The sequence below is a fragment of the Marinobacter maroccanus genome (assembly GCF_002933275.1).
GTDB classification, from domain to species: Bacteria; Pseudomonadota; Gammaproteobacteria; order Pseudomonadales; family Oleiphilaceae; genus Marinobacter; species Marinobacter maroccanus.
Genome location: NZ_PSSX01000011.1, coordinates 83,900 through 110,687, shown reverse-complemented (window position 1 = coordinate 110,687; position 26,788 = coordinate 83,900). Strand labels below are relative to the sequence as shown.

General features: G+C 59.5%; 20 protein-coding genes. 15 read left to right on the top strand and 5 right to left on the bottom strand.

What is annotated here, in order from left to right; all coding sequences use genetic code 11:
• Positions 1 to 73 precede the first annotated feature (73 nt).
• The 8 genes from KEHDKFFH_RS13160 to KEHDKFFH_RS13125 all read left to right on the top strand — a co-directional run bounded on the left by KEHDKFFH_RS13160 (position 74) and on the right by KEHDKFFH_RS13125 (position 9,402).
• Positions 74 to 784 carry a thermostable hemolysin gene (locus KEHDKFFH_RS13160; RefSeq protein ID WP_192875786.1) on the top strand — a complete coding sequence of 237 codons (711 nt, stop codon included), beginning with the start codon at positions 74 to 76 and terminating at the stop codon, positions 782 to 784.
• On the top strand, positions 768 to 2,975 hold the full coding sequence (locus KEHDKFFH_RS13155; protein ID WP_104322346.1) for an AMP-binding protein: 2,208 nt from the start codon (positions 768 to 770) through the stop codon (positions 2,973 to 2,975). Before KEHDKFFH_RS13160 ends, KEHDKFFH_RS13155 begins: the two co-directional genes overlap by 17 nt.
• The gene (locus KEHDKFFH_RS13150) at positions 2,962 to 3,744 is read left to right on the top strand and encodes an SDR family oxidoreductase (protein WP_104322345.1); all 783 of its coding nucleotides are present in this window, start codon (positions 2,962 to 2,964) and stop codon (positions 3,742 to 3,744) included. The genes KEHDKFFH_RS13155 and KEHDKFFH_RS13150 overlap by 14 nt, the downstream gene beginning before the upstream one ends.
• Entirely contained in the window at positions 3,741 to 4,361 is a 621-nt protein-coding gene (locus KEHDKFFH_RS13145; RefSeq protein ID WP_104322344.1) for a tetratricopeptide repeat protein, read from the top strand. Before KEHDKFFH_RS13150 ends, KEHDKFFH_RS13145 begins: the two co-directional genes overlap by 4 nt.
• 86 nt (positions 4,362 to 4,447) lie before the next feature.
• A complete protein-coding gene (locus KEHDKFFH_RS13140) occupies positions 4,448 to 5,971 on the top strand; it encodes a sensor domain-containing diguanylate cyclase (protein ID WP_104322343.1) in 1,524 nt (507 codons plus the stop codon).
• A gap of 81 nt (positions 5,972 to 6,052) precedes the next feature.
• Positions 6,053 to 6,919: an MBL fold metallo-hydrolase gene (locus KEHDKFFH_RS13135; RefSeq protein ID WP_104322342.1), complete on the top strand. Its 867-nt coding sequence runs from the start codon at positions 6,053 to 6,055 to the stop codon at positions 6,917 to 6,919.
• Positions 6,920 to 6,927: 8 nt separating this feature from the next.
• The gene (locus KEHDKFFH_RS13130) at positions 6,928 to 8,661 is read left to right on the top strand and encodes a SulP family inorganic anion transporter (protein WP_104322341.1); all 1,734 of its coding nucleotides are present in this window, start codon (positions 6,928 to 6,930) and stop codon (positions 8,659 to 8,661) included.
• 81 nt (positions 8,662 to 8,742) lie between these two features.
• Positions 8,743 to 9,402, top strand: coding sequence for an energy-coupling factor ABC transporter permease (locus KEHDKFFH_RS13125; protein ID WP_104322340.1), 660 nt, complete (start codon positions 8,743 to 8,745; stop codon positions 9,400 to 9,402).
• Positions 9,403 to 9,423: 21 nt separating this feature from the next.
• On the opposite strand, the gene KEHDKFFH_RS13120 is transcribed toward KEHDKFFH_RS13125, so the two are convergent.
• The 3 genes from KEHDKFFH_RS13120 to KEHDKFFH_RS13110 all read right to left on the bottom strand — a co-directional run bounded on the left by KEHDKFFH_RS13120 (position 9,424) and on the right by KEHDKFFH_RS13110 (position 13,606).
• Positions 9,424 to 11,547 carry a GGDEF and EAL domain-containing protein gene (locus KEHDKFFH_RS13120; RefSeq protein ID WP_104322339.1) on the bottom strand — a complete coding sequence of 708 codons (2,124 nt, stop codon included), beginning with the start codon at positions 11,545 to 11,547 and terminating at the stop codon, positions 9,424 to 9,426.
• A 260-nt stretch (positions 11,548 to 11,807) separates the two neighbouring features.
• On the bottom strand, positions 11,808 to 12,338 hold the full coding sequence (locus KEHDKFFH_RS13115; protein WP_064229218.1) for a response regulator transcription factor: 531 nt from the start codon (positions 12,336 to 12,338) through the stop codon (positions 11,808 to 11,810).
• Positions 12,335 to 13,606 (bottom strand): sensor histidine kinase, encoded by a 1,272-nt coding sequence (locus KEHDKFFH_RS13110; protein WP_104322367.1) that lies wholly within the window; start codon positions 13,604 to 13,606, stop codon positions 12,335 to 12,337. The genes KEHDKFFH_RS13115 and KEHDKFFH_RS13110 overlap by 4 nt, the downstream gene beginning before the upstream one ends.
• 234 nt (positions 13,607 to 13,840) lie before the next feature.
• Here KEHDKFFH_RS13110 and KEHDKFFH_RS13105 point away from each other — a divergent pair, with 234 nt between their 5' ends.
• From KEHDKFFH_RS13105 to KEHDKFFH_RS13075, 7 genes are all read left to right on the top strand, one after another.
• Entirely contained in the window at positions 13,841 to 15,754 is a 1,914-nt protein-coding gene (locus KEHDKFFH_RS13105) for a TonB-dependent receptor domain-containing protein (protein WP_241956500.1), read from the top strand.
• 258 nt (positions 15,755 to 16,012) lie between these two features.
• A complete protein-coding gene (locus tag KEHDKFFH_RS13100; RefSeq protein ID WP_104322338.1) occupies positions 16,013 to 17,461 on the top strand; it encodes a YfcC family protein in 1,449 nt (482 codons plus the stop codon).
• Between the two features lie 24 nt (positions 17,462 to 17,485).
• The gene (locus KEHDKFFH_RS13095; RefSeq protein ID WP_104322337.1) at positions 17,486 to 18,715 is read left to right on the top strand and encodes an arginine deiminase; all 1,230 of its coding nucleotides are present in this window, start codon (positions 17,486 to 17,488) and stop codon (positions 18,713 to 18,715) included.
• An 18-nt stretch (positions 18,716 to 18,733) separates the two neighbouring features.
• A complete protein-coding gene (locus tag KEHDKFFH_RS13090; RefSeq protein ID WP_104322336.1) occupies positions 18,734 to 19,735 on the top strand; it encodes an ornithine carbamoyltransferase in 1,002 nt (333 codons plus the stop codon).
• A gap of 1 nt (position 19,736) precedes the next feature.
• Positions 19,737 to 20,645, top strand: coding sequence for a carbamate kinase (gene arcC, locus KEHDKFFH_RS13085; RefSeq protein WP_104322335.1), 909 nt, complete (start codon positions 19,737 to 19,739; stop codon positions 20,643 to 20,645).
• An 82-nt stretch (positions 20,646 to 20,727) separates the two neighbouring features.
• Complete coding sequence (locus KEHDKFFH_RS13080; protein ID WP_104322334.1) at positions 20,728 to 21,801, top strand: efflux RND transporter periplasmic adaptor subunit; 1,074 nt, start codon at positions 20,728 to 20,730, stop codon at positions 21,799 to 21,801.
• Positions 21,798 to 25,028, top strand: coding sequence for an efflux RND transporter permease subunit (locus KEHDKFFH_RS13075; RefSeq protein WP_104322333.1), 3,231 nt, complete (start codon positions 21,798 to 21,800; stop codon positions 25,026 to 25,028). The genes KEHDKFFH_RS13080 and KEHDKFFH_RS13075 overlap by 4 nt, the downstream gene beginning before the upstream one ends.
• Before the next feature lie 9 nt (positions 25,029 to 25,037).
• Here the strand turns inward: KEHDKFFH_RS13075 and KEHDKFFH_RS13070 are convergent, their stop codons facing one another.
• Positions 25,038 to 26,093, bottom strand: a complete 1,056-nt coding sequence (locus tag KEHDKFFH_RS13070) for a GGDEF domain-containing protein (RefSeq protein WP_104322332.1) — start codon at positions 26,091 to 26,093, stop codon at positions 25,038 to 25,040.
• Between the two features lie 143 nt (positions 26,094 to 26,236).
• Positions 26,237 to 26,686, bottom strand: coding sequence for a potassium channel family protein (locus KEHDKFFH_RS13065; protein WP_104322331.1), 450 nt, complete (start codon positions 26,684 to 26,686; stop codon positions 26,237 to 26,239).
• Positions 26,687 to 26,788: the final 102 nt, after the last annotated feature.

Genomic DNA, 26,788 nt, shown 5'->3' with positions numbered 1-26,788 from the left:
TGGTTTAAGGCTTTGCTCTTAATCTGGCAGTCGTGATCAAAGCGCCCACGGGGAGCGAAACTGGAGAGCCCATATGACAGACCCGCTGATGATGTCCACATGTTGTCCCCCGGATTCCGGGGAGGTGGTTCCGGTCATCCGTTGTGCCGGTCGCTGGTTTAATGAGATCCGTCCTGACACGGCAATGGCCGAGACGGTTGCGGGTTTTATTCGCCGCCGCTTCCTGCACGCCTATGGCGCCGAGCCTTCTCTGCGCATACCGGCGCTCCTGGCCCTGACCACGGCTCAGGGCAGCCTTCTGGCAGCGGTAGGCGTCCGCAACGCCGCGCTGGAAAGACTGTTTCTGGAGGACTACCTGTCGGTACCGGTGGAATCGGTGATGCCGGTTGCGGGTGTCGAACGTCACCGAATTGCTGAGATTGCCCATCTGGCCGGCGTCGAGGCCGGCGTCAGCCGCTTTCTGTTTGCCTCGCTGTCGGTGTGGCTGGATGGGGCCGGCTACGACTGGGTCGTCTGCACCGGCACGGATCAGCTGCGCAACAGTTTTCATCGCCTGGGTATTGCCACCGAGGTTCTGGCCACGGCTGACCCTTCCCGGTTGCCCGATGGCGGTGCCGGCTGGGGGCGCTACTACGATCATCATCCGGTGGTGATGGCCATTCGTGTCGCCGACGGCATGGCTGCCCTCCGAAGCGCGGGTCTGCTCAGGCTGGTTCAGTCCGTTGAGGCGGAGGCCCCTCAGGGAGAAACGATGGCAGGAGGTTCCTATGGCCACATTGCCTGAACTCCTGGCGCACCGCGCGAGCAGCCATCCTTCCCGTACGGCTCTCCAGGGGCCGGAGTCGGCTTTCAGTTATGGCCAGATGATGCAGGCGGCAAGCGCCCTGGCTGACCAGCTGACCCGACTGGGTGTCCGCCGGGTCGGTTTGTGCGGAGACAATACCGTTGCCTGGATTCTCGCGGATCTGGCCTGTTTGCTGGCCGGTGTGGTGTGTGTGCCTGTGCCGGTGTTTTTCTCGCGGTCCCAGACGGAACACCTGACTGAGCGGGCAGGCCTGGATTGTCTGTTGTCTGCGGCCGCAACCGACGGCGGTGAGCACATTGGCCATGGCGTCTGGTTGAAGCATCTGCCGGTGTCTGTTGCCGGAGCCTGGATGCCGGAGCAGACCGCGAAAATCACCTTCACCTCTGGCAGTACCGGCACCCCCAAGGGCGTTTGCCTGTCGGTGGCGCAGATGACAGCCACTACGCTGGCATTGAAGGAGCGGCTGGCAGGTATCGAGCTTGAACGGCACCTTTGTATCCTGCCGCTGGCCACACTACTTGAGAATATCGCCGGGGTTTATCTTCCGTTGCTGATGGGCAGCACGGTGGTCGTCGCGCCCCTGCATGACCTTGGGATGACCGGCAGTAGTGGACTGGATATCGGGCAGCTGGTGCAGGGCATCAACGAGCACCGGCCCCAATCCCTGATTCTGGTGCCGGAACTGGCCATGGCCCTGGTAGCTGCGGCCGAACAACATCATTTGAATAGCGATTCCTTTCGGTTCCTGGCGGTTGGTGGCGGACGGGTTTCATCTGATTTGCTGGCCCGGGGCCGTGTTGCCGGCCTGCCACTGTACGAGGGTTATGGCCTTTCGGAGTGCAGTTCGGTGGTCGCACTGAACGTACCCAACAGCGAACGCGAGGGGTCGGTGGGCAAACCGCTTTCCCATATTCGGGTCCGGGTGGATGAACGTGGCCACATTCTGGTGGGTGGCAACACCCACCTGGGCTATCTGGGCGATGAACCTGCTGGCGATGAGTGGCTGGATACCGGTGATCTGGGTGCCAGGGAGCCAGAGGGTTTCCTGTCGGTGAGCGGTCGTGCCAAGAACCTGCTGATTACCAGCTTTGGTCGCAATATCAGCCCGGAGTGGCTGGAGAGTGAGCTGATTCAGGCGCTCGGTGCGCGTCAGGCGGTGGTGTTTGGCGATGGCGATCCCCGCCCCTCGGCCCTGCTGGTAGTCCAGGACGGCCGCTCGCCCGAAGCGCTGCGCACACAACTGGACTCGCTGAATGACACCTTGCCGGACTATGCCCGGCTGTCCGGGGTTTATATCCGCCGGCAGCCTCTGAGCCAGGCTGAAGGTCATGTAACTGCAAACGGACGGCCTGTACGCCAGCAGATTCAGGCCGACCTGCCGACGCTGCTTGCAGGCGCATTTCCGGTTTTCATGAATCTTTCCGACTCAAAATCCGATTTCTCAAACACGCCAGGAGGATCTTTCATGGCATTTTTCGATCGACTGCAGTCCGAGACTGCGCAAGCCCGAGCCCACGTGACGGGCGCACCCGTGATTGAGGCTATCCGCGAAGGCCGTTTCGACCTGACCGGCTACACCTGGTTTCTGACCCAGGCCTATCATCACGTGAAGCACACCGTACCGTTGATGATGGCCTGCGGTGGCCGCCTGCCTGAGCGTCTGGAATTCGTGCGCAAGGCGCTGGTGGAATACATTGACGAGGAATACGGCCACCATGAATGGATCCTCAACGACCTCGCGGCCTGTGGGGAAGATAAGGATGCCATCCGTCATGGCACCCCCGATACCTCCATCGAACTGATGGTCGCTTACCTTTATGACCGCATTAACCGCGGTAACCCGGCGGCGTTCTTCGGTATGGTTCAGGTGCTTGAAGGCACGTCGATTGAGCTGGCCACGCCGCTCGGTGAGGCGATCCAGAAACAGCTCGGACTGCCGGATGAGGCCTTCAGCTATCTGTACTCCCATGGTGCCCTGGATCAGGAGCATTTCGAATTTTTCCGCAACCTGATGAACGAGATCACCGATCCCGATGACCAGCAGGCGATCATCGAAGCCGCGCGCATGGTCTATCGGCTCTATGGCGATATGCTGCACAGCATTCCTGTCGTTCCTGTTTCCGTTTCTGGGCCAACGAACCGCAAGGGGCAGCGCCATGAGGCTGCATGATCGGGCGTTTCTTCTGCTGGGTGGCACCGGCGGTATTGGCAAGGCGCTGGTTGAACCCCTGGTGAGAGCCGGCGCCCGGGTGATTGTCGCCTCCCGGCATCCGGAAAAGCTTGAGCACCGTGAAGGTGTCTCGCTCGTTCACCTGGATCTGGCGGCGTCCGACCTCGACCAACAGCTGGTTCGTCTCAGTGACGCCTATCCAGGCATCGATGGGGTGATCCACTGCGCCGGCCAGAATCGCTTTGCCAGCCTGGAGAATATGGCAGTCAGCGAACTGGACGCCCAGATCGCCGTCAATCTCCGGTCAGCGATGATCGTGGCCAGGCACTTTACACCCAGGTTTGAAAAAGCCGGCCAGGGTGCCCTGGTATTCGTGGGGTCCACCTTTGGCAGCATCGGTTTCCCCGGTTACACCGCCTATTGCGCCAGCAAGTTCGGGCTGCGTGGCTTCACCGAAGCGCTTCGACGGGAACTGGCCGATACCCCGGTCCAGGTCATCTATGTGGCGCCCCGGGCTACCGCCACGGACATGAATCCAGAGGCAGTAAACGAACTTAACCGGGCCCTCGGCAATACCATGGACGCGCCTGAAGCCGTGGCTTCGCAGATTCTTGCCGCCATGGAAAATGACGATCGCCGGCGCTTCCTGGGCTGGCCGGAAAAGCTGTTTGTGGTGATCAACGGCATCCTGCCCAGACTTGTCGATAAGGCCATGCTGAAGCAATTGCCGGTCATCCGGCGGTTTTTGAATTCGGGAGTGTTGTCATGAAACGATTGCTATTGGTGATCCTGTGTCTGGCGGCCCAGCCACTCTGGGCGGCGGCTCTTGAGACCGAACTGGCCGATATCCAGCATCGCTGGGCGGAGATCCAGTATCAGGTACCGGAGGACGAGAAGGAGAAAGCCTTTGAAAGACTGGCCAGCGAGGCAGAACAGTTCGTCGCCCACTATCCGGACCGGGCAGAGCCATTGATCTGGCAAGGTATTGTGCTCAGCACTTACGCCGGCGCCAAGGGCGGCCTTGGGGCATTGGGGCTGGTCAAGGATGCCCGTAAATCACTGGAGGCGGCATTGGCTATTGATCCCGGTGCACTGGATGGCTCGGCCTACACATCGCTGGGTAGCCTCTATTATCAGGTGCCCGGCTGGCCTTTGGGCTTCGGGGACGACGACAAGGCCCGACAGTATCTGCAGAAAGCGTTAGCCATCAATCCCGATGGCATGGATGCCAATTTCTTCTTTGGTGATTTTCTGCTGGACCAGGGCGAGCCGGAACGGGCCCGAAGCTATCTGCAAAAAGTTCTGGAAGCGCCCGGCAGGGCCGGACGGGACGTCGCCGATGCCGGTCGGCGGGAAGAAGCCAGAAGTCGGCTGGACGCACTCTGAACCATCGCTTGCGGAAGGATGCTTGCTTCCTGTCAGCGTGGGCTACACTCTCTTATGAGCAGGGGTGATTCGTCCGTTGGGAGGACATGGTGTCCAAGGCGTCAAGGTCCGGTAACGGGCAGCAAACCGGTTTGTCTGCCCGTTTTTTCCAGAAACTGACCTCAGGGGTTCCTGGAGTCCTCTTCGTTTATTGGGTGAGTTCGGAACGAGATTCCCACCGCTGTCCCTTCATTAGCGAACATGTGCAGTCGCTTTTTGGCATTGAACCCTCGGATCTGAGCGATAACGCGGATCCGATTTTTGCAATGATCCATCCTGAGGATGTTGATGCCGTCATGGAAAGTATTCGCGCCTCGGCGGATACTTTGAAGACCTGGAGCTATCGGGCCCGGCTGATGTTGAAGCATGGCGGTTACGAGTGGTTTGAGGTTAACGCGGAGCCCGAGCGCCAGCCCGATGGCAGCACTCTCTGGTTCGGCCAATTCCATAACATTCAACACTACAAGGACCTGGAGCAGAGCCTGCGCGAGAGTGAGGCGGAGTTTTCCTTCCAGGCCGGTTTCCAGCGGCTGATTGCCCGCCTGTCCACCGAATTCATCAACCTTGGTTTTGGCACCATTGATCAGTGCATTGATGAACTGCTGCGATCCATTGGACTGTTTTTCAAGGTAGACCGGGCCTACCTGTACTGTTTTACCGAAGACTATTCCGTGATGACCAATACCCATGAGTGGTGCAGGGATGGTGTGCCCGCCCTGATCGACACCCAGCAGCAGGTGTCGATCGAGAATTTTCACTGGTGGCAGGAACAGATTGAGGGGATGGTCAGTGGCAGCCGGGTGGTGTTTATTGAAGATGTCGACCGGCTGCCCCGGGAAGCTGCACCCGAGCGGGCGCTGCTTCAGGAACAGGGAGTGTCCTCCATGTTCTGCGTGCCTATTCGGGTACGCGGACGGGTGACGGGCTTTTTTGGCGTCGACTCCCTTCGCCGAAGAACCTGGCGTCTGGATCAGGCCGATCTGTTGATTATCGTCTCCGGTCTGTTGTCGGGTGCCCTGGAGCGCAATCGTCTGGAAGAAGAGCTGCTGAACCAGTCGATTCGTGATCCCCTGACCGGCCTGCACAATCGCCGTTACCTGATGCCAAGGCTGGATGAAATGCTGGGTCGGAGCAACCGTCGGGGAGAGCGTTTCGCCCTGGCGATCTTCGACATTGATCACTTCAAAAAGATCAACGACTCCATCGGACACCTCGGCGGTGACTATATCCTGCAACGGTTTGCCGACATTCTGGTGAGCCAGACCCGTTCCATGGATGTGGTGGCCCGCTTCGGAGGGGAAGAATTCATTGTTGTCTTCAGCGCTGTGGAGCACGGCGATGTGCGGCAGCTTGTGCAGCGAATTCTCGAAGCCGTGCATGAGGAGAGCTTTATTTTTGATGACGAGGAGATACCCGTGACGGTCAGTGCGGGTGTGGCCGGAATAGAAGAGTTTGTTGACCGCCCTGCAACGCCGGATGCCCTGATCGCAGGGGCGGATTACCGACTTTATCTGGCCAAGCAGGCAGGGCGGGACTGTCTTGTTGATGTATCAGGAACATTGCGCATATAAAAAAAGATCATTTCACCTCATATTACCAAATAGTATATCCTTAGATTAAAAGTGATATTTGGATCATCCAGAGGTGACGTCATGAGCAACCCGATCGTTCAGCATTTTTTTGATGAACCCACCAATACATTCAGTTATGTGGTGCGTGACCCGGACAGCCAGGCCTGCGCCATTCTCGATTCGGTCCTGGATTTTGACTACGCCGCAGGACGCACCGATGTGCGCTCGGCTGATGAGATTATTGAGTACATCCGCAGCAACGACCTGAAGGTCGAGTGGATTCTGGAAACCCACGTACACGCGGATCACCTGTCTGCGGCGCCCTATCTGCATGAGAAGCTCGGCGGCAAAACCGGTATCGGTGCGCACATTCGCGACGTTCAGGAAATATTTGGCAAGGCGTTTAATGCCGGCACCGAGTTCCAGCGTGATGGCAGTCAATTCGATCAGCTGTTCCGGGAAGGCGACACCTTCGCCATTGGCGGCCTTGAGGGGCGTGTTCTGCATACGCCTGGCCATACGCCTGCCTGTCTCACCTATGTGATCGGTGATGCAGCCTTTGTCGGTGACACTCTGTTTATGCCGGACTTCGGCACGGCCCGCTGTGATTTCCCGGGCGGTGATGCCCGCACCCTTTACCAGTCTATCCAGAAGGTTCTGAGTCTGCCGGCCGAAACCCGTATTTTCCTGTGTCACGACTATAAGGCGCCCGGCCGTGATGAGTACCAGCATATGACCACGGTGGCGGAGCAGCGGGAAGCAAACATTCATGTCCATGAAGGCGTTTCCGAAGAAGAGTTTGTGAAAATGCGGACCGAACGGGATGCCACCCTGGATATGCCCCGGCTGATTCTGCCTTCGGTACAGGTGAACATGCGCGCAGGCCATATGCCGCCGGCCGAAGACAATGGTCAGGTGTACCTGAAAGTGCCGGTTAATCTGTTCTGAGATTCCCGATGAATCTTAAACGCTATCTGCCAATCCTCCAGTGGGCGCCGAAATACGGCCGGGATCAGGCCACCAGTGACCTGGTGGCCGCGATCATCGTTACCGTCATGCTCATTCCCCAGTCACTGGCCTACGCCCTGCTGGCCGGGTTGCCCGCCCAGGTGGGTTTGTACGCCAGTATCCTGCCGCTGGTGATCTACGCCGTCTTCGGCACCAGCCGGACCTTGTCCGTTGGGCCTGTGGCCGTGGCCTCGCTGATGACCGCGGCGGCCCTGGCACCGCTGGCGGAGGCCGGTACCCCGGAATACGTGGCCGGTGCCGTTCTGCTGGCGGTTATGTCCGGGTTGATGCTGACCCTGATGGGAGTGCTCAAACTCGGATTTCTGGCCAACTTTCTCAGCCATCCGGTGATTTCCGGCTTTATCACGGCCTCCGGCATTGTGATCGCCGCCAGTCAGCTGAAGCATATTTTCGGAATCCAGGCCTCTGGCCATAACCTGTTGGAAATCGGTCAGTCATTGTTCCAGTCGATTGGTGATACCAACCTGGCCACCCTGTCTGTTGGCGCCGGAGCGTTGTTATTTCTGGTGCTGGCCCGCAAGCGCCTGAAACCACTTCTTATGGCGATGGGGCTGGCCCCGAGAATGGCGGACATTCTGACCAAAACAGCGCCGATTCTGGCGGTTCTGGTGACCACTCTGGTGGCCTGGCTCTTCCAGCTTGATGGCCAGGGTGTGCGTCTGGTAGGGGATGTACCCCGGGGGCTCCCGGAGTTCACGATGCCCAGCCTGGACATGGGCTTGTGGCAGCAACTGGCGGTCAGCGCGTTGCTGATCAGCGTTGTGGGCTTTGTGGAGTCGGTGTCCGTGGGCCAGACTCTGGCAGCAAAACGGCGCCAGCGCATTGATCCGGACCAGGAGCTGATTGGGCTGGGTACCGCCAACCTGGGCGCCGGTTTTTCCGGAGGTATGCCGGTCACCGGTGGCTTCTCCCGTTCTGTGGTCAACTTTGATGCCGGGGCCGAAACCCCGGCGGCAGGCGCCTATGCCGCGGTCGGTATCGCCATGGCAACGTTGTTCCTGACACCGGCCATTGCGTATCTGCCCCAGGCAACTCTCGCAGCGACCATCATCGTGGCGGTGGCTACCCTGATTGATTTTCCGGCCCTCGGGCGCACCTGGCGCTATTCCCGCACTGACTTTGGCGCCATGCTTGCCACCATTGTGCTGACCCTGGTGCACAGCGTCGAGGCCGGCATTATCGCCGGGGTTGCGCTGTCCATCGGGCTGTTCCTGTATCGAACCAGCCGCCCCCACAGCGCGGTGGTTGGCCGGGTGCCCGGTACCGAGCATTTCCGCAACGTGCTTCGCCACGATGTTGAACTGTGCCCGAAGGTGACCTTCCTGCGGGTGGACGAGAGCCTGTACTTTGCCAATGCCCGGTTCCTCGAGGAAACAGTGATGGACCTGATGATCCGGGAACCGGAACTGAAAGACCTGGTGCTGGTGTGCCCGGCGGTGAACCTGGTGGACGCCTCTGCCCTGGAGAGTCTGGAGGCGATCAACGAACGTATGAAAGATGCAGGAGTCAGGTTGCATCTGGCGGAAGTGAAAGGGCCGGTGATGGACAAGCTGCAAGGGACAGAACTGCTTTCCCACCTGGGTGGCGAGGTTTTCCTGAGTACTTATGAGGCCTGGCAGCGCCTGACCGACCTTGGCAAACTCGAAAAACAGGTCGCCTGATCTATCTGGGCTCGCTTGCACCGGGGGTGGGGCGAGCCATTAAGATGTCATTCCCGACCCCGTTGCTGCGGTACGTTCACTATGGGCATGACTGAAAACCTGCTATCCACCAGCCAGTGGATCATCACGCTTCTGCTCTTTCTGGTGATTCTTGTGCGGGCGCTGCACTCGATTGACTGGCAGGCGTTTCGCAAGGATAACGCACTCCAGCACTCGTTTTTCGGTGCTGCCGTGGTGCTTGGTTTTGTCTGGCAGTTACGGGCGGGTATTTCTCCCGGCCTGGCCATCCACATTTTCGGCATCACCGTGATAACGCTGATGTTGGGATGGGCGCTGGCGGTGCTGGCTGGCCTGATGGCACTGGTGATCACGGTCATCACCGGCCGCGAGCCTCTAATCATGTTTGCCGCCAACGGGCTGATCACGGTGATGGTGCCTGCCATAGTCAGCCACGGCATCATGCTCTGGGAGCGCCGACGGGATTTCCGGAACTTCTTCGCCTATATCTTCTTCTGCGGGTTCTTCGGGGCGGGTATTTCTGTGGCTGCGGCCGGTGTGGTCATGTGCCTGATGCTATGGACCAGCGGTGTCTACACGTTCGACCAACTGGTGCATGAATACATCCGCTACCTGCCCTTGTTCATGATTCCGGAGGGGTTTGTGAACGGCACCTTTGTAACCGGCCTGATGGTGTTCCATCCAGACCGGCTGACCACGCTGGACCAGAGACGCTACCGATAGCGCCGATCCGGCTTAGATGCCCTAACCGGGGGCAACGGCAGGCTTGAGAAGGTCACCGGTCTTTCCGGACTGTGCCTTTGCCTGCCAGTGCCGTGCCCAATCCAGTACTTCACCTGCTGGCATCGGGCGGGCGATGCCGTAACCCTGCACGAAGTTGCAGCCCATCTGCCGAAGTGCCCGGGCATGCTCCATGGTTTCCACGCCTTCGGCCAGAACCGGGTGGGCAAACCGCTGGGCGAGGAAGATCACGCTCTCCACGATGGCGTGATCGCTGGCATCCTCAAGCATGTTGCGAACAAAACTCTGATCGATCTTGATGATGTCCACCGGCAGAGTACGCAGGTAGGTCAGCGATGAAAAACCGGTACCAAAATCGTCCAGCGCCACCTGCAGACCAAGGCCCTGACACCGCGCCAGAACATTGCTCGCTCGCTGGGTATCCTCCAGGGCCGTTGATTCCAGAACCTCCAGGGTAATTTGTCCTGGCGCAACGTCCGGATGGCTGTGCAGGTAGCTTTCCAGGTAATCGGCAAAGCTGCGGTCCATCAGGTGCGGTGCGCTGATGTTGATGCTGACTGCCAGATCCTCTCCCGCTTCCTTCCAGGCGTTCATCTGGTAAATCGCTTCTTTCAGTACCCACTGGCCCAGTGGTACCTCCAGGTGACTGTTCTCGACGATGGGAAGGAACTCGGCGGGCGAAACCAGGCCTTTGTCCGGATGATTCCAACGGATCAGAGCCTCAAAGCCAAGGAGTGCGCAATCGTTCGTCCGGATCTGGGGCTGGAAAAACAGTTCGAACTCGTCGTTTTCCAGAGCCCGGGAGATTTCCATCAACTGGTTGCGCCGGTTCCGGCGATGCTCGTCCAGCCCGGGGTCAAAAAAGTGGTACTGGTTACGGCCTTTTTCTTTCGCAGAATACATGGCCTGGTCGGCATGGCGAATCAGCCCTTCGGCGTCTGATCCGTCTTCCGGGTAACGGGTAATGCCCAGACTTGCGGTGAGGGTGACGCTCTGGTCCGCTACGGCCAGCGGATCCCCAATGGTGGCCAGAATCCGCTGGTAGACCGCTTCGTGGTTGTCGTCCCCCTGCAGCAGGAGAACGAATTCGTCGCCACCGATCCGTGCCACAGTATCCCCGCTGCGCAGTGCCCGGGTGAGCCGTTCCGCCAGGGTTTTCAGGGTCTGGTCACCGGCCGAGTGGCCCCATTTGTCATTGATCGCCTTGAAACCATCCAGGTCCAGATAGCACACGGACACGCTGCGATGTTGCCGGTCAGCGTGAGCTCGGGCGGTCCGCAGTCGTTCTTCCAGCAACTGGCGGTTGGGCAGGCCGGTCAGGTCGTCGTAGTTGGCAGCCCGGTCCAGTTCTCTGGCGTGGTTTTTCAGGGCAGTGATATCGGAGAACGCCGCCACATGGTAGAACTGTCCGGGTTCCTCCAGGTGCACGCGGCTGATGGAAAGCAGTTCCACGTACTCTTCACCGTTTTTCCGGCGGTTCCAGATTTCGCCCCGCCAGTGGTCGGTTTTCTCGATCGTTCGCCACATGGAGCGATAGTATTCCCCGGAGTGACGGCCAGAGCTGAGGATGGCCGGGTTCAGGCCGAGCACTTCCTGGCGGCTGTAACCGGTAATCCGGGAAAATGAGGGATTAACATCCAGGATCCGGTTGGACCGGTCGGTAATCAGAATGGCTTCGTGGCTGCGATCAAACACGCTCGCAGCGATGCGCAGGCCCCGTTCGCTATTCTTCCTGTCAGAGATGTTGTTCTGAATGGCGATAAAACCGGGTGCAACACCCTGGTCGGCGCCGATTGGCACGCAGTAGGTATGCACCCAGTAAGGCTCACCGGCTTTGGTGTAATGAAGGATGTCTTCTTCAATGACCTCGGCCTTGTGCAGCTTCTGATGAATGCGTTTGATGGTTTCGGGGTCTGTGTCCGGCCCGTACAGCACTTCTTTTGGCAAGCGCCCGCGCACGTCTTCGAGCCGGTAACCGGTATGTTCTTCGAAGCTGGGGTTCACCCATTCAATGCGGCCGGCATCGTCCAGCATCACCAGGAAATTGGGCGTAACCGCCGCAACCATGGCCAGGCGATAGGGATCAATGTCTGAGTAGGGTGTAATCGTCGCGGGGGATTTGGGCATGAGAGTCAGTAATTTGAGTTCCGGTGTGTAAATTTACGAACTCCCATCCCTGTGAAGCTGTCGCGATTATATCAGTCAGCCCCGGGTTCATTACCCTCCGTAATTGTCGTGACGACAAGCAACCTGCCAGGCTTTATCCGAATTCTGCAATCGAGATCAATGGCGGGGCATGCTACCGGAATGCCCCTGTAAATCCATGGGTAATTGGTCGAACTGAATTGATGGATATCATTTTTTTGCCAGATACCCATACGGGCAGGTTAGCGCCAGCGGGAGTGTTTCTGGAGTTTCCGTTGCAGCGTACGGCGGTGCATGTTCAGGGCCCGGGCGGTGGCTGAGACGTTGCCCTCGTTTTCGTTGAGAACTCGCTGGATGTGTTCCCACTCCATCTCCTCTACCGACGGTGGTTCTGCCCGGAGGTCCGGCGGGGCGTCAATGGGTTCGAACCCGGCCAGCAGTTGGTTGACGGTTACCGGCTTGCACAGGTAGTTCACCGCCCCCCGGCGCATGGCCTCTACCGCCGTGGCGATACTGCCGTAACCGGTGAGCACCAGAATTTCCAGATCCGGATGCATGTCGAGCAACTCCGGTAGCAATTGCAGGCCGCTCTCACCGGCCAGGTTCAGATCCAGCACGCACCGGTGAAATGTTCCATTCAGCAGGGCGTTTTTTGCCTCCTGATGCCCGTGGGCAAGCTGGGCTTCAATACCCTGGCGGCCAAGTGAACGCTGAAGTACTTGCAGAAAGGCGTCATCGTCATCAATCAATAGCCACGCCTGTTGTTTGCTCACGCCTGGTCTCCCGATAGGCTGTTGGTCGCTGCCGCTATCGGCAGTTCAATGATGATGGTGGTGCCTTCCGCGCTGCCCCGGGCTTTCAGTGTGCCGCCAAGACGCTGAATGGTGGCGTTGGAGAGGAAAAGGCCAACTCCGAGCCCGTTCTCCGAGCTGACCACCCTGTCTCCGAGCGTACCTTCAGGGGTAGATTCCAGACCATCGCCATGGTCCTCGACAACCAATTCCATCCAGCCGTCGACACTCTCCCTGGCGGCAACGGCGACCCAGGAAGGGCTGGCTGTCACCGCGTTTGCCAACACATTGAGGACGGCCTGATCGAGGGTGGCGTCCACGGCAACGGGGCAGTCCGGTACCGGCTGTCGCCATTGAATGGCGGCGCCCGGCCATAGCAGGGTGGCTGATTCCCGGAGGCGTGCGACCCAGTCCCGGGCGCTCAGGGTTTCCAGTTGTGCGGTTTTGGCCTGTACAGCCGCCGTAGACAGTTGTTGCAGGTGGCCACTGCAAAGACCCAGCTGACTCTCCATCAGCGCAAGATCGTCTGCCATGGGCTCACCCCCCGGTACTGCGGATTTCATTTCCTCCACCAGCAGCGTCATGGTGTTCAGCGGTGTGCCCAAGCGATGGGCGACGGCAGCGGCGGAAAGCCCCAGGGCGATGATCTGCTCATCCCGAAGCCGAGTCTCCCGTATCTGCGCAAGCTGGGCCTGTTGCTGGCGCAGACGTCGGGCCAGCGCGCCGACAACCAGTAGCAGGATGGCGGCGGTGGTGGCGAAGGTGACCCACATGCCGACAAGGTGCAGCTGGGCGAGGTTGGCGCTGTGATGTTCATGGGTTACCGGGGTATGCCAGATCACCAGGGAGGTATAGACCGCCACCCCGGCAACGGTGACGGCAATACTCTGGCTCAGCGGTACCAGCACAATGGCAACGGCGATAGGCAGCAGCAACAGGGAGACCAGAGGATTGGTATAGCCGCCCGTCAGGTAAAGCCAGGCTCCGATCAGCAGCAGATCGACAATCAGCACCAGGCTGACGACCCGGGTCGAGCGAGGCGGGCGTCGGGTAAACCAGAGCCAGGCCAAGGTTGCCAGCACGCCATAGGCGAGGGGCAGGATAACCGCTTCGGCGCGATGGGCCAGAGTCACCATGGTTTCTGCAACGGCGATCGAAATCAGCTGCAGCGCAACAATAGTCAAACGCATGGCCAGCAGATAGCGGGCAGTCTGTTGAAATCCGGTCTGTGAGTGGGTCAGCCATTCCATACCGGGCATTCTAGCGGTTTTTTCCATCCGTATACGCAGTAATACCTCCGAGGGGATGCGGCATTTGGTCTCAGGCGCAAGCGCCGGTTGATCTTTATGATTGGCGCCAACTATCAGAGCTGGTCAGGATAAGGTTGTATGGCGACGGTAATTGGAACGCGTTTCATCGGATTGTGTGCTGCGGGATTGGTTTCACTGCCCGCCGGGGTCTTGGCACAGGAGAGTTCTGCCGATTTGCCTGTAATTCGGGTTACCGAAGGGCAAAGCATTGAAGAGGCGTCGAGTACGTTGGCTTCAGAGCCGGTTGAACGTTTGTCTGCTAATCCTTCCGTTTCGCTTTCCCGAATGGGCGGTCGCGGCCTGGAGCCGATCATTCGGGGCCAGAGCCAGGAGCGGGTGGATGTGCTTCTGGACGGTATTCGCGTTGAAGGGGCCTGCCCGAATCGCATGGATCCGCCCACCAGCCGTCTGAGTTCGGCACTGGCGCCCTTGCTGGAGGTGCGGACCAGCAACCAGACCCTGCGCTGGGGCCCGATTACCGGTGGCCAGATTATTGCCACCACCGCAGCACCCATATTTGATGACTCTGTCACCACTGGACATCTGACTGTAGGCGGCGCTGATAACGGCAATGGCAAGTTGATCAATGGCAGTGCGGCAGTGGGCAGCGACAGTGCCTGGCTTCGGCTCTCAGGTGGCTACGACGAGGCGGATGACTACGAGGACGGTGACGGCAACGAAGTGCGCAGCGCCTACAAGAACTCCGAGGCTCGTCTGGATGCGGCCTGGAAGGCGGACAATGGTTTCTATATCAAGGGGCTGGTGAGCCGGCAGGAAGAACGGGATGTGAAATACGCCGGCTCCGGCATGGATGCACCGAAAACCGATACCGATATCCTGCGCCTGGAACTGGGCTCGCCCGTGGCCAACGGCAACTGGAACCTGCTGGCCTGGCAGGCCGATGTTGATCACATCATGGATAACTTCAGTCTCCGTGAGTCCATGATGAAAATGCTGACCGATTCCGAGACCGAAACCCGGGGTCTGCGCCTGACCCTGGACCAAAGTCCCGATGCCCGAACCGACTGGGCCATTGGTGCGGATGTCGAGACCAATAACTGGCACGCCGAACGGTTCGGCGGAGCCAATCTCGATATGCTTACCTCGGTACTCTGGCCCGACGTGGATCGCGATCGTTTCGGCCTTTTCGCCGAGCGTTTCTATCGGATCATGCCCGAGTTAAAACTTGGCGGTGGCGTGCGCTACGACCGCGTGGAAATGTCGGCATCGGCAGCCGACAAGGTGTATGGCAGTGGCATGATGGTCATGTCGTCCGCAGACGCCTACCAGGCGATCTATGGCACAACGAATACTGACGTTACCGATGACAACTTCAGTGGCTTTGTCAGCAGCGACTGGCGATTCTCCCCGATCCAGTCACTGGTGGTTACCGCCAGCCATAGCGTCCGCAGCCCGGGCGTGACTGAGCGCTACATTGCCAGCTGGAACAACATGGACCCGTCACGGCGTTGGGTGGGCAACCCTGCCCTGGACCCTGAGACCCACCGCAAGCTGGAACTGGCGATGCCCGGCCAGAGCAACGCCTGGCACTGGCGCCCGGCCGTGTGGGTAGATCAGGTGGATGATTTTGTTCTGCGCACCCGGAATGCCGATCAGGTCAGTGTCTACCGCAATATTGATGCACGGTTGATGGGCGTTGAGGCGCAGCTTGGATGGAGCAACGGCACCTGGAGCACCAATAGCAGTCTGGCGTCTGTAAGGGGCGAGAACCGCGACGAGAACAAGCCGCTGCCGCAGATTCCGCCGGTGCAGTTTATTCAGACCCTTGGCTGGCAGCGCATGGGCCATGCTCTTGAGCTGGAGTGGGTGCTGGCCCGTCGCCAGGACCGCGTGGATCTGGAATCCGGGCAGGATCCCGGCCCTTCACCGGGCTACGGTGTGCTGAACCTGTCGGGAAGCCACCCCCTCGCAGACTATCTGAGTGTCAGCTGGGCAGTGGATAACCTGTTTGACAACACCTGGGCGCCCCACGTCAGCCGGGCCAATACTGATCCATTTAACCCCGAAGCCGTAAGAGTTAATGAGCCTGGCCGGACCCTGCGTGCCGCACTGACAGCCAGGTGGTAAGACCTTGCATGGCGGTTACCCGCTTCTCATAGCCGGCGGGTGACATTCTTGCCCCGGGTGGAACCAACTCCTCCACCCGGGGCCTTTTTATGGCTGATCAAAACTTGCTCTATCTCAACTTGCGATCCCACTTCATGAACTATGCTCTAGCCATGCAGATCTGAGCCAGTGGTGCGCAACCGCTGAGGAAGTGTTCAGCCCCTGAGGTTCCCGGAAAGAACCTGTCTGCACAATGCGATTCAGGAAAGGAGACGCATCGTGACTGAAGACGAAAAATTGCCAGAAAACCCCGAAACCGAGCTCGCTTCCCGGTTCCCCACCGCTTATACCATCCTTTTCGGCCTGATTATTCTGGTGGCCGCGCTGACCTGGATTATCCCGGCCGGGCAGTATGAGCGCGCCATGAATGAGGAGGTCGGGCGAGAAGTCGCGGTTCCGGGCACTTACCAGACCGTCGATCCGAATCCGCAGGGGTTCGTTGATGTCCTGCTGGCACCGACGGCCGGTTTCTACGATCCCGACAGTTACGTTGCCAATGCCATTGATGTCGCCATGTTCATATTGTTCCTGGGCGGTTTTCTCGGTGTGATGAACGCCACTGGTGCCATAGATACCGGCATCCGTAGCGCGATGCGGCATCTGAAAGGCCACGAAATCTGGATGATTCCCATCTTGATGACGTTGTTTGCCCTGGGCGGAACGACCTACGGGATGGCGGAGGAAACCCTGGCATTTTACGCCATTCTGATCCCGGTAATACTCGCTGCCGGATACGATGCGGTAACGGGTGTCGCCATCATCCTGGTTGGCGCCGGGATTGGTGTGCTGGGTTCCACCATCAACCCGTTCGCCACTGTGATTGCGGCGAATGCGGCGGGTATCCCGTTTACGGATGGCATTGTACTGCGTTTTATTCTGCTGATCGGCGGTCTGCTGATCTGTATCGGCTACGTGATGCGATATGCCCATCGGGTTAAAGCGGATCCCTCCCGCTCGGTGGTGGCAAAACAATGGCCCGCGCACAAAAAGCTGTTTCTGCAGGACGATGATGGCGAGATCCACAGCGCCAGCCTGACAACCACGCAGATGATTGCCCTGGTCATCTTCGCCCTGACGTTTGCCGTGATGATCTGGGGCGTGTCATCCCAGGGCTGGTGGATGGCCCGGATGGGCTCCCTGTTCTTTGGTGCAGCCATTGTGATCGGCATTATTGCCCGTCTTGGTGAAAAGAAGCTTACCGGCAGTTTTGTCGATGGCGCCCGGGACCTGCTCGGCGTTGCCCTGGTGGTCGGCCTTGCCCGCGGCATCGTGGTGATCATGGAGCAGGGCATGATTGCCGATACCATCCTCCACAGCGCCGAAACCTCTCTGGGTGGTCTGCCGGAACTGGCGTTCATCAACCTGATGTTCTGGATCGAGGTTGGCATGAGTTTCTTCGTGCCCTCGTCCTCCGGGCTTGCCGTCCTCTCCATGCCGATCCTGGCCCCGCTGGCGGACTTTGCCAACGTCGGGCGAGACCTGGTGGTGACTGCTTACCAGTCTGCCAATGGCCTGGTAAATCTGATCAACCCCACCTTTGCGGTCGTGGTTGGCGGGCTTGCCATCGGACGGGTGTCCTACGATCGCTGGCTCGCGTTTATCTGGCCTTTGCTGCTTATTCTGACCGTGTTTATCACCGTGATCATAAGCCTGGGCACCCTGTTGTGAGCATTCGACAAAAGGAGCTTTGTCATGTCTGAACAAACACTTGGAGTGCACTCTGAGACCGGGACCCTGCGCCAGGTCATCATCTGCCGGCCTGGGCTGGCTCATCGGCGGTTGACCCCGTCCAACTGCGATGCCCTGTTGTTCGATGATGTGTTCTGGGTCAAGCAGGCCCAGAAGGATCATGACGTGTTCGCCGCTGTCATGCGTGGCCGCGGTGTCGAGGTTCTCGATGTCAACGAGCTGCTGGCGGAAACGCTGGCGATTCTGGAAGGCCGCGCCTGGATTCTCGATCACCGGATCAACTGGAATCACATCGGCGTGGGCATGGTGTCGGATCTGCGGGCCTGGATGGACGAGCTGCCCGAAAAGGCACTGGCCGAATTCCTGATCGGTGGCCTGGAGGTGGGGGACCTGCCCTTCGACCCGGTCGGTCTGTTCGGCAACCACCTGGGACGTTTCGGGTTCGTATTGCCCCCACTGCCCAATTTCCTGTTCACCCGGGATAACAGCGCCTGGGTCTATGGCGGGGTTACTCTGAATCCCATGTATTGGGCCGCCCGTAAGCCGGAAACCCTTCTGATGGCCGCTATCTACAGGTTCCACCCGAAATTTGCCGGCAAGGTGAACGTGCACTGGGGCGACCCACTGGAAGATCATGGCTTGGCCACTCTGGAGGGTGGGGATGTCATGCCGCTGGGGAACAGAACGGTGCTGGTGGGCATGGGCGAACGATCATCGCCCCAGGCCATCGGCCAGCTGTCAAAAGCCCTGTTTGATGGCGGCATGGTAGATCGGGTGATTGCCTGCCAGTTGCCGAAGTCCCGTTCCGACATGCATCTGGATACCGTGTTTACCTTCTGTGGCGGCAATGTGGTCACTGCCTTCAAAGAGGTGGCCGATGCCGTGGTCTGCTACGACCTGCGTCCCGGTAAGGGGGCCAAAACGCTGTCCTTCAATCAGGACTCCCGGCATCTGTTCGAGGTGGTTGCGGAAATTCTCGGCTACCCGGCCCTGGAAGTTGTGCCAACCGGTGGCGACACGCCGGAAGAACGAGAGCGGGAACAGTGGAACGACGGCAACAATGTGCTGGCATTGAGCCCTGGAGTGGTTGTCGGCTATGACCGCAACGATGATACCAACGCCGCCCTGGCGGCCGCCGGCATCGAAGTTCTGACGATACCCGGTGCCGAGCTGGGCCGGGGTCGGGGCGGCGGTCGCTGCATGAGTTGCCCGACTATCCGGGATGCCGTTTGACAGCCAAGGAGAAACGTTATGGCATTCAATCTCAAGAACCGGCACTTCCTGACGCTTCGGGATTTCACGCCGAGGGAAATCGGTTTTCTGCTGAAGCTGTCCGCGGATCTGAAAACCGCCAAGTACGCCGGCACGGAAGTGCCGAAACTCGAGGGCAAGGACATTGCACTGATCTTCGAGAAAAACTCCACCCGTACCCGGGTCGGGTTCGAAGTTGCTGCCTTTGATCAGGGGGCACGGGTTACCTACCTGGGGCCGACCGGAACCCATATCGGCCACAAGGAATCGGTGAAGGATACGGCGCGGGTTCTTGGCAGGGTCTACGATGCCATCGAGTACCGGGGGTTCGGACAATCCGTTGTTGAGGAGCTGGCGCAGTATGCAGGCGTGCCGGTCTACAACGGGCTCACTAACGAATTCCATCCCACCCAGATACTGGCGGACTTCCTGACCATGCAGGAGCATGTGGAAAAGCCGCTGCGGGAGGTGGCCTATGTCTTTATCGGCGATGCCGCCAACAACATGGGCGACAGTCTGCTGATTGGCGGCGCCAAGATGGGCATGGACGTGCGCTTGTGTGCGCCGAAGGCCTGCTGGCCAAATCAGGCGGTTCAGGACGAGGCAAGGGCGCTGGCGGCTGAAACCGGTGCCCGGATCACCATCACTGACGACGTTGATGCCGCCGTTGCTGGTGTCGATTTCGTCTATACCGATGTCTGGGTCTCGATGGGCGAGCCCAAGGAAAAATGGGCGGAACGCATCAAACTGCTGATGCCTTACCAGGTCAACGCAGCGCTGATGGCGAAAACCGGCAATCCGAGGGCGCGTTTCATGCACTGTCTGCCCGCCTTTCACAACACCGAGACGGTGGTGGGGAAGGAGATTCAGGAGACCTATGGCCTTGATGCCATGGAAGTGACTGACGAGGTTTTTGAAAGCCCGGCCTCCATTGTTTTTGACCAGGCCGAGAACCGCATGCACACCATCAAGGCCGTCCTCGTGGCGACCCTGGGAGGCTGACATGCTGGTGGTGGCAGCTTTGGGGGGTAACGCCCTTCTGAAACGCGGCGAGCCGCTGACGGCCGAGATCCAGCGCAAAAACGTGAAAACCGCGGCGCTTTCGCTGGCAGGCATTGTCCGTGCCGGCCACGATCTGGTCGTCACTCATGGCAACGGTCCACAGGTGGGGTTACTGGCCTTGCAGGGCGCCTCCTACAAGCCGGATGAGGCCTATCCGCTGGATGTCCTGGGCGCGGAAACCGAGGGCATGATCGGATATATGATCGAGCAGGAACTGGAAAATGCCCTCAGCCATGACCGGCCGGTCGCGACGCTGCTGACCCAAGTCGTAGTCGACCCCAGGGACCCTGCGTTCGAAAAACCGACCAAGTTTGTCGGACCCGTCTATGACCGCGAGGAGGCGGAGCGACGGGCAGCGGTTGCTGGCTGGAGCATTGCGCCGGACGGTGACAAATGGCGCCGGGTAGTGCCCTCCCCGAGACCGCTGGAAATACCGGACATGCGCGTACTGAAGTTATTGCTCGACCAGGGCGTAGTCGTGGTGTGTGCCGGCGGTGGTGGAATACCGGTGCTGCGTCGGGAAGACGGCAGCATGGTGGGCATTGAAGCGGTTATCGACAAGGACGCCGCCAGCGCATTGCTGGCCGGGCAACTGGGCGCTGACGCGCTGCTCCTGCTTACCGATGTGGATGCTGTCTACCGGGATTTCGGTACCGACCAGTCTACGCCACTTTCCGAACTGACAGTGGCCGAAGCGAGGGCACTGGATATGCCGGCCGGGTCTATGGGCCCAAAACTGCACGCCGCCTGCGATTTTGCCCAGGCTGGCGGGATCAGCGGCATCGGCCGGTTGCAGGATGCGGTGGCCATCCTTGACGGCTCGGCGGGCACTCGCGTGTCGGCCGGCTAGCTGCTCCTGCCGTGTTTTCCGGGTGCAAACTTTGATAATCTCTGGTTATTAATAAATAACCAGAATGTCTCGGAGGTGCCCCATGGGGCGAATGGCTGCCGCAGGATTGATTGTAACTCTGGGCCTGCTGGCCACGGCGGCACACGGGCAGCAGGCATCATTTTCCCCGCCAGTGACGACGGCAGTTGCCGAGCGCAGCGAGCTGCACGAAACCGTCCACCTCGATGGCGTTATTGAAGCCGTGCAGCAGAGTACGGTCTCTGCCCAGACCAGTGGCACTGTCCAGAGCCTGCCCTACGACGTGGATGATTCCGTTGCCGCTGGTGACCTGATTGTCCAGCTGGAGGACAGTGAGCAGCGATCCCGTTTGCGTCAGGCCCAGGCCGGGTTGGAAGAGGCTGAAGCGGCATTGGCGGATGCAAGCCAGCGCTTTGAACGTATTGAAGCGGTGCACGAACGGGGTCTTGTGTCCCGGCAGGAGTTCGACCAGGCCCGCAACAACCTCGCCGCCGCCCGGGCCCGGGTCGAGCGCGCCGGGGCAGCGGTTTCCGAGGCGCAGGAGCAACTCTCCTATACCCGCGTGCAGGCTCCCTATGGCGGCATCCTCACCGAGCGCCATGTCGAGGTTGGCGAATCCGTCAGTCCCGGTCAGCCGTTGCTCAGTGGATTATCCCTGGAACAGCTTCGTGTTGTGGTGGACCTTCCCCAGAAATACGCCGAACTGGCCCGCACGGAGCGTCAGGCGCAGGTTACCCTGGCCGATGGCCGGGTGCTGAAAACCGGTGAGATGACCTTCTACCCCTATGCAAATCCGCAAACCCACACGTTTCGTCTGCGGATGCGCCTGAGTGAACCCAACGGCTCCCTGTTTCCCGGCATGCTGGTGAAAGTCAGCGTGCCGGTTGCCAGCCGGGAGGCTCTGTGGGTGCCGGCCAGCAGCCTGATTCAGCGCAGCGAGCTGAGGGCCGTGTTCGTGCTGAATGAGCAGGATCAGCCCCGGCTGCGCCAGGTGCGCACGGGGGTGCGGGATAACGGCAGGCTGGAGATCCTGGCCGGCCTCGGTGAAGGCGAGCGTGTGGTCACGAACCCCTCCGAACTGGTGGGCAGCGAACGTTTGAATCTGTCTGAAGACACGGTCGAGGAGTCGAATCCGTGAGCCGTGATTTACCGCCCGTTGGTCCATCCGGGGCCATTGCCCGGGTTTTTCAGAACAACCACCTCACCCCGTTGCTGGCCATCCTGGCGATCATTCTGGGTGTGCTGGCCGTGGTGGTTACACCCAAAGAGGAAGAGCCCCAGATTGATGTCACCATGGCCGATATCATGGTGGCGTTTCCCGGCGCCAGCACCCGTGAGGTGGAAAGCGCAATAGCAACGCCAGCCGAACAGGTGATGAGCGAGATCCAGGGCGTGGAACACGTCTACTCGGTGTCTCGCCAGGGTCAGGCGGTGATCACGGTGCAGTTCGAGGTGGGCATTCCGCGGCAGGAAGCCCTGGTGCGGCTCTACAACCAGGTCTATTCCAACCAGGACTGGCTGCCGCCCAATCTGGGCGCGACCCGGCCGGTGATCAAGCCCAGGGGCATCGATGATGTTCCGGTGATGACCCTGACCCTCTACGATCCGGTCAACGGGCATACCGGTGAGGAACTGACCCGCCTGGCGCACATGCTGGAAGTTGCCCTGAAGCGGGTTCCCGGCACCCGGGATGTCTATACCACCGGCGGCATTCCGGACCGCGTCGATATTCGTTTCGATCCGGCGTTGCTGGCCGGCTTCAACCTGACCATCGACGATATCCGTAACGCGCTGGCCGCGGCCAATACCAGCAGCCAGGAGGCCCGGATTACCCGGGACAACCTGTCGATACCGGTCCAGGCCGGAACGCTTCTGGAAACGGTGGAGGATGTCCGACGCCTGGTGGTGGGCATGCATAACGGCGCTGCCGTGTACCTGGAGGACGTGGCGGACGTCAGCCGGGGTGGCACCGTGGCAGACCAGAGTGTGATGACCGGATTCGGACCGGCCCATGAAAGCGGCAAGGCCGGCCGGCCCGGGCAGGTTTACCCGGCCGTCACCCTGGCAATCGCCAAGAAGCCGGGCGAGAACGCCATCAATATCACCACGGCTATCGAAGAACGCCTGGCGCAGTTGCGCAACCGGGCCTTGCCGGAATCCGTGGAAGTGCTGGTCACCCGGGACTATGGTGTAACCGCCTCCCAGAAAGCCCGCAAACTGATCACCGATCTGATCTCCGCCACCCTGTGCGTTGTGCTGCTGGTACTGGCGGCCATGGGCTGGCGTCAGGCCCTGATTGTGGGTATTGCCGTTCTGATTACTCTGCTGCTGACCCTGGTGTTTTCCTGGGCCTGGGGTTTCACCCTGAACCGCGTCTCCCTGTTTGCGCTGATCTTCTCCATCGGCATTCTGGTGGACGATGGCATCGTGATCACCGAGAACATAAACCGGCGGATCCAGAACTCCCGGCGGGCGGTGAAGGACATTATTCCCGTTGCCGTGGACGAGGTGGGCACGCCCACCATCATGGCCAGTCTCACCATCATGGCGGCGCTGATTCCGATGGCGTTTGTCAGTGGCCTGATGGGCCCCTACATGAGCCCGATTCCGATCAACGCCTCGGCCGGTATGGTGCTGTCACAGATTGTCGCCTTTGTGGTGGCGCCCTGGCTGGCCTTCAGGCTTCTCAAGCACAAGAAGGGGGAGCAGGCCGCCGAAGCAGAGGAGGCTTCCAGCTCCGCCGACGGCGTCAGCCCATTGTCCCTGCGAATTTTCCGGACGGTGCTGGGTCCCTTCCTGGGCGATCATCCCTGGCGGCGCCGTCTGCTGGCACTGGGCGTGGTGGGGTTGACCCTGGCGGCCACCTCGCTGCCGGTATTCCAGGCGGTGATCCTGAAGATGCTGCCCTTTGACAACAAGTCCGAGCTGCAGGTGGTGGTGGATATGCCCGAACGCACGCCCATGGAGCAGACCCAGCGGGTGTTGATGGAAATGGGCAGCCACCTGGAAACGGTGGAGGAAGTGGCCAACTGGCAGACCTATGCCGGTACCGCCTCGCCGATCAATTTTAACGGTCTGGTACGGCAATATTACCTGCGTGGCGACCCCTATCACGGCGATATTCAGGTAAACCTTGTACATGAGGAGAACCGGAACCGGCAGTCCCACGATATTGCCCAGTCTCTCCGGGATCCGCTGACCGAGATCGGTGAGCGGTATGGTGCCAGCGTGAAGATTGTCGAGGTGCCGCCCGGGCCGCCGGTGCTTTCACCGGTCGTGGCGGAGATCTATGCGGTGGATGAGGCCCGCCGGGCTGAACTGGCCCGGCAGGTGGCCGAGGGCATGACCCAGGTTGATGGCCTGGTGGATATCGATACCACACTGGAGTCGCCCACACGGCAATGGGAAGTGGTGGTGGACAGGGAACGGGCGGCACGGCTGGGCGTGTCCCAGGCCCAGGTGGTTTCTGCCCTTCAGACGGCCCTGGGCGGAACCAATGTCAGCTTCCTGCATGACGATCATGCCAAGTACCCCGTTCCGATCCGGGTGATTCTCAGTGAGGGCGACAAGGCCCAGCCATCGGTACTGTTATCCCTGAGCGTGCGCAGTCGCGATGGCACGCTGGTTCCATTGGCCAGCATTGCCGAGGTTCGTGACGCCGACTGGATGGGCGCGATCTATCACAAGGATCTTTTGCCGGTGACCTACGTTACCGCGGACATGGCGGGCGAGATTGATTCACCGCTTTACGGCATGTTTGCCATGGTTGAGCGTCTGAACCAACAGGAGGGGGCACCGGAGCAGTATTTCATTGATCAGCCTCCATTGCCGGAAAAAGGCACCCTGAAATGGGACGGCGAGTGGCAGATCACCTACGAAACCTTCCGGGATATGGGTGCCGCCTACAGCGTGGGCGTGTTCATGATTTTTGTACTGCTGGTGGCCCAGTTCCGGTCCTATATTCTGCCGCTGGTGATCATGGCCCCCATCCCCCTCACGCTGATCGGTATCATGCCCGGTCATGCCCTGCTGGGGCGGGAATTTACCGCCACCAGCATGATCGGCATGATTGCCCTGGCCGGCATTATCGTACGCAATTCCATCCTGCTGGTGGTGTTTATCCGGCAGTTGATCGAGGAGGGTGTCGAGCTCGATGAAGCGGTGGTTCTGGCGGGCGCGGTACGGATCAAACCCATTGCCCTGACGGCCATTTCGGCGATGGTGGGTGCTTACTTTATTCTGAACGATCCGATTTTTAACGGCCTGGCGATATCGCTGGTATTTGGCCTGGCCATGTCCACCTTGCTGACCGTAGTGGTCGTGCCTCTGCTTTACTACACGCTGGCGCGTTGCAAGTGGGTGTGAACGAGTTTGTTACGCTTCGCAGGGGGTAAGACCGTTGTCAGAACTGATGATCCGGTTACGGCCCGAATCCTTGGCGTGATAGAGGTACTGGTCCGCCCGGCCGATCAGGCTGCGCAGGTCTGCGCCGTCCGGACCAAACTGGGCAATGCCGCCGCTGACGGTGAGCTCGATGGGTTGGTCCTGATAAGGAACGGGGTTTGATTCAATGGCATGACGGATCTTGTCTGCCACCCGATGGGCCTGGTCTGCCGTGGTGTTGGTGAGCAGAATGGCGAATTCCTCACCACCCAGCCGGGTGGCCAGATCGGTGGCTCTCAGCGAAGCGCGAAGGGTGCTGGCTACATGCCGGAGCGCAAGGTCGCCGGCCTCGTGACCATGCTGATCATTGACCTGTTTGAAGTGGTCGAGATCCAGCACCAGCATGGAAAGCGGGGTCCCGTTGCGGAGGCTGCGTTTGCGCTCCTGTTCGAATACATCGCTCAGGCGTGCCCGGTTGGCGAGGCCGGTCAGTGCATCGGTCTGGGCCATTTTCAGCAGGCGTGATTCGGATTGCTCCCGGGTGATCTCGTAAATATGGGAGAAGGCGAGAATGGTCAGTGACATCAGTCCCATATTGGCAATAGGCAGAGGCTGCATCATCTCTGGAGCATCATGGTATCTGAAGAAGAAAATTACGGCCGCCGTACCCATGAAAACAGCGGACACCAGAAGGCCCAACCTTCGACCCATCAGAAGATGAGAAAGGATGGGGATCAACAGAACCCAGGCAAACACGGTGGTTGTGGCCCGGGGTGATGTGAGGGCGAACATCATGGTGATGCAAAAGGGCAGGATGAACGCCAGAATCCAGCGCTCAAGGTGTTTGGTATTGCCGATTGCCCAGAAAATGAAAACCGAGTAGCACGCCATGCCAAGCTCGGCAAAGGCCAGGGGATAATTCTCTCGCTGGACATTGAGCGTAAAAAACAGCACACCGCTGATGGCAGTAAGGATCAGCAGCGTCTTCAGCACGGCTTTGCGGTACGGACGGGCAAGGTGCTTCTGTGATTCCCTGTAGCTTTCCATGGGTCTGATCTGGCTATCCGGAGCGCTGAATCGATATGTACAAAGTTAATGCACATTCCTGGCGATCCCGGTATTAGATCAGAACTCACGCAAAGCAGTCGCCGATCTTCGACTAAAGTCTAGGGGCGAGGATGTTCCCCGGCCTAGCGGGTTGGCCAGTAACGCTGCATTTCCACGAACAGGAATGAGGCGCTCCAGGTGATCATGACGAGGCCGGTAAGTGCTTCGATGCCAGTCAAAAAGCGAAGTACTCCCTCGGCTTCGATATCGCCGTATCCAAGCGTCGTGAAGGTTGTAAAAGAGAAGTAAACGCAGTCGAGAATACTACCGCTGAAATTGCCGACCAGTTGTCCCCAGCCCTCGCCGTGGTGCATGAAATAAAACACACTGGCAAAAATCCAGACCTCCAGAGTATGGGCGGCGAGAATGCCGAACACGGCAGCGATCAGGCGGAAGCGGTGGCTCTGGCGCATTTTAACCAGCAGTCCGCTCAACTTGATTAGTACCTCATAGTGGATCAGGACAACGAGTGCGACGATCAGGCCATTGATGAGCGTTGCACTGAGGAGATTGACATGATGTTCTATTGCCAAGATTTATGTTCTCCGTCGCCATGATTTGAAGCTACGCTGCGTAAAATTGACGCAGTGCGAGGGCTTGTCCGATCCGAAATCGAGCCTTGATTGTATAGTAGT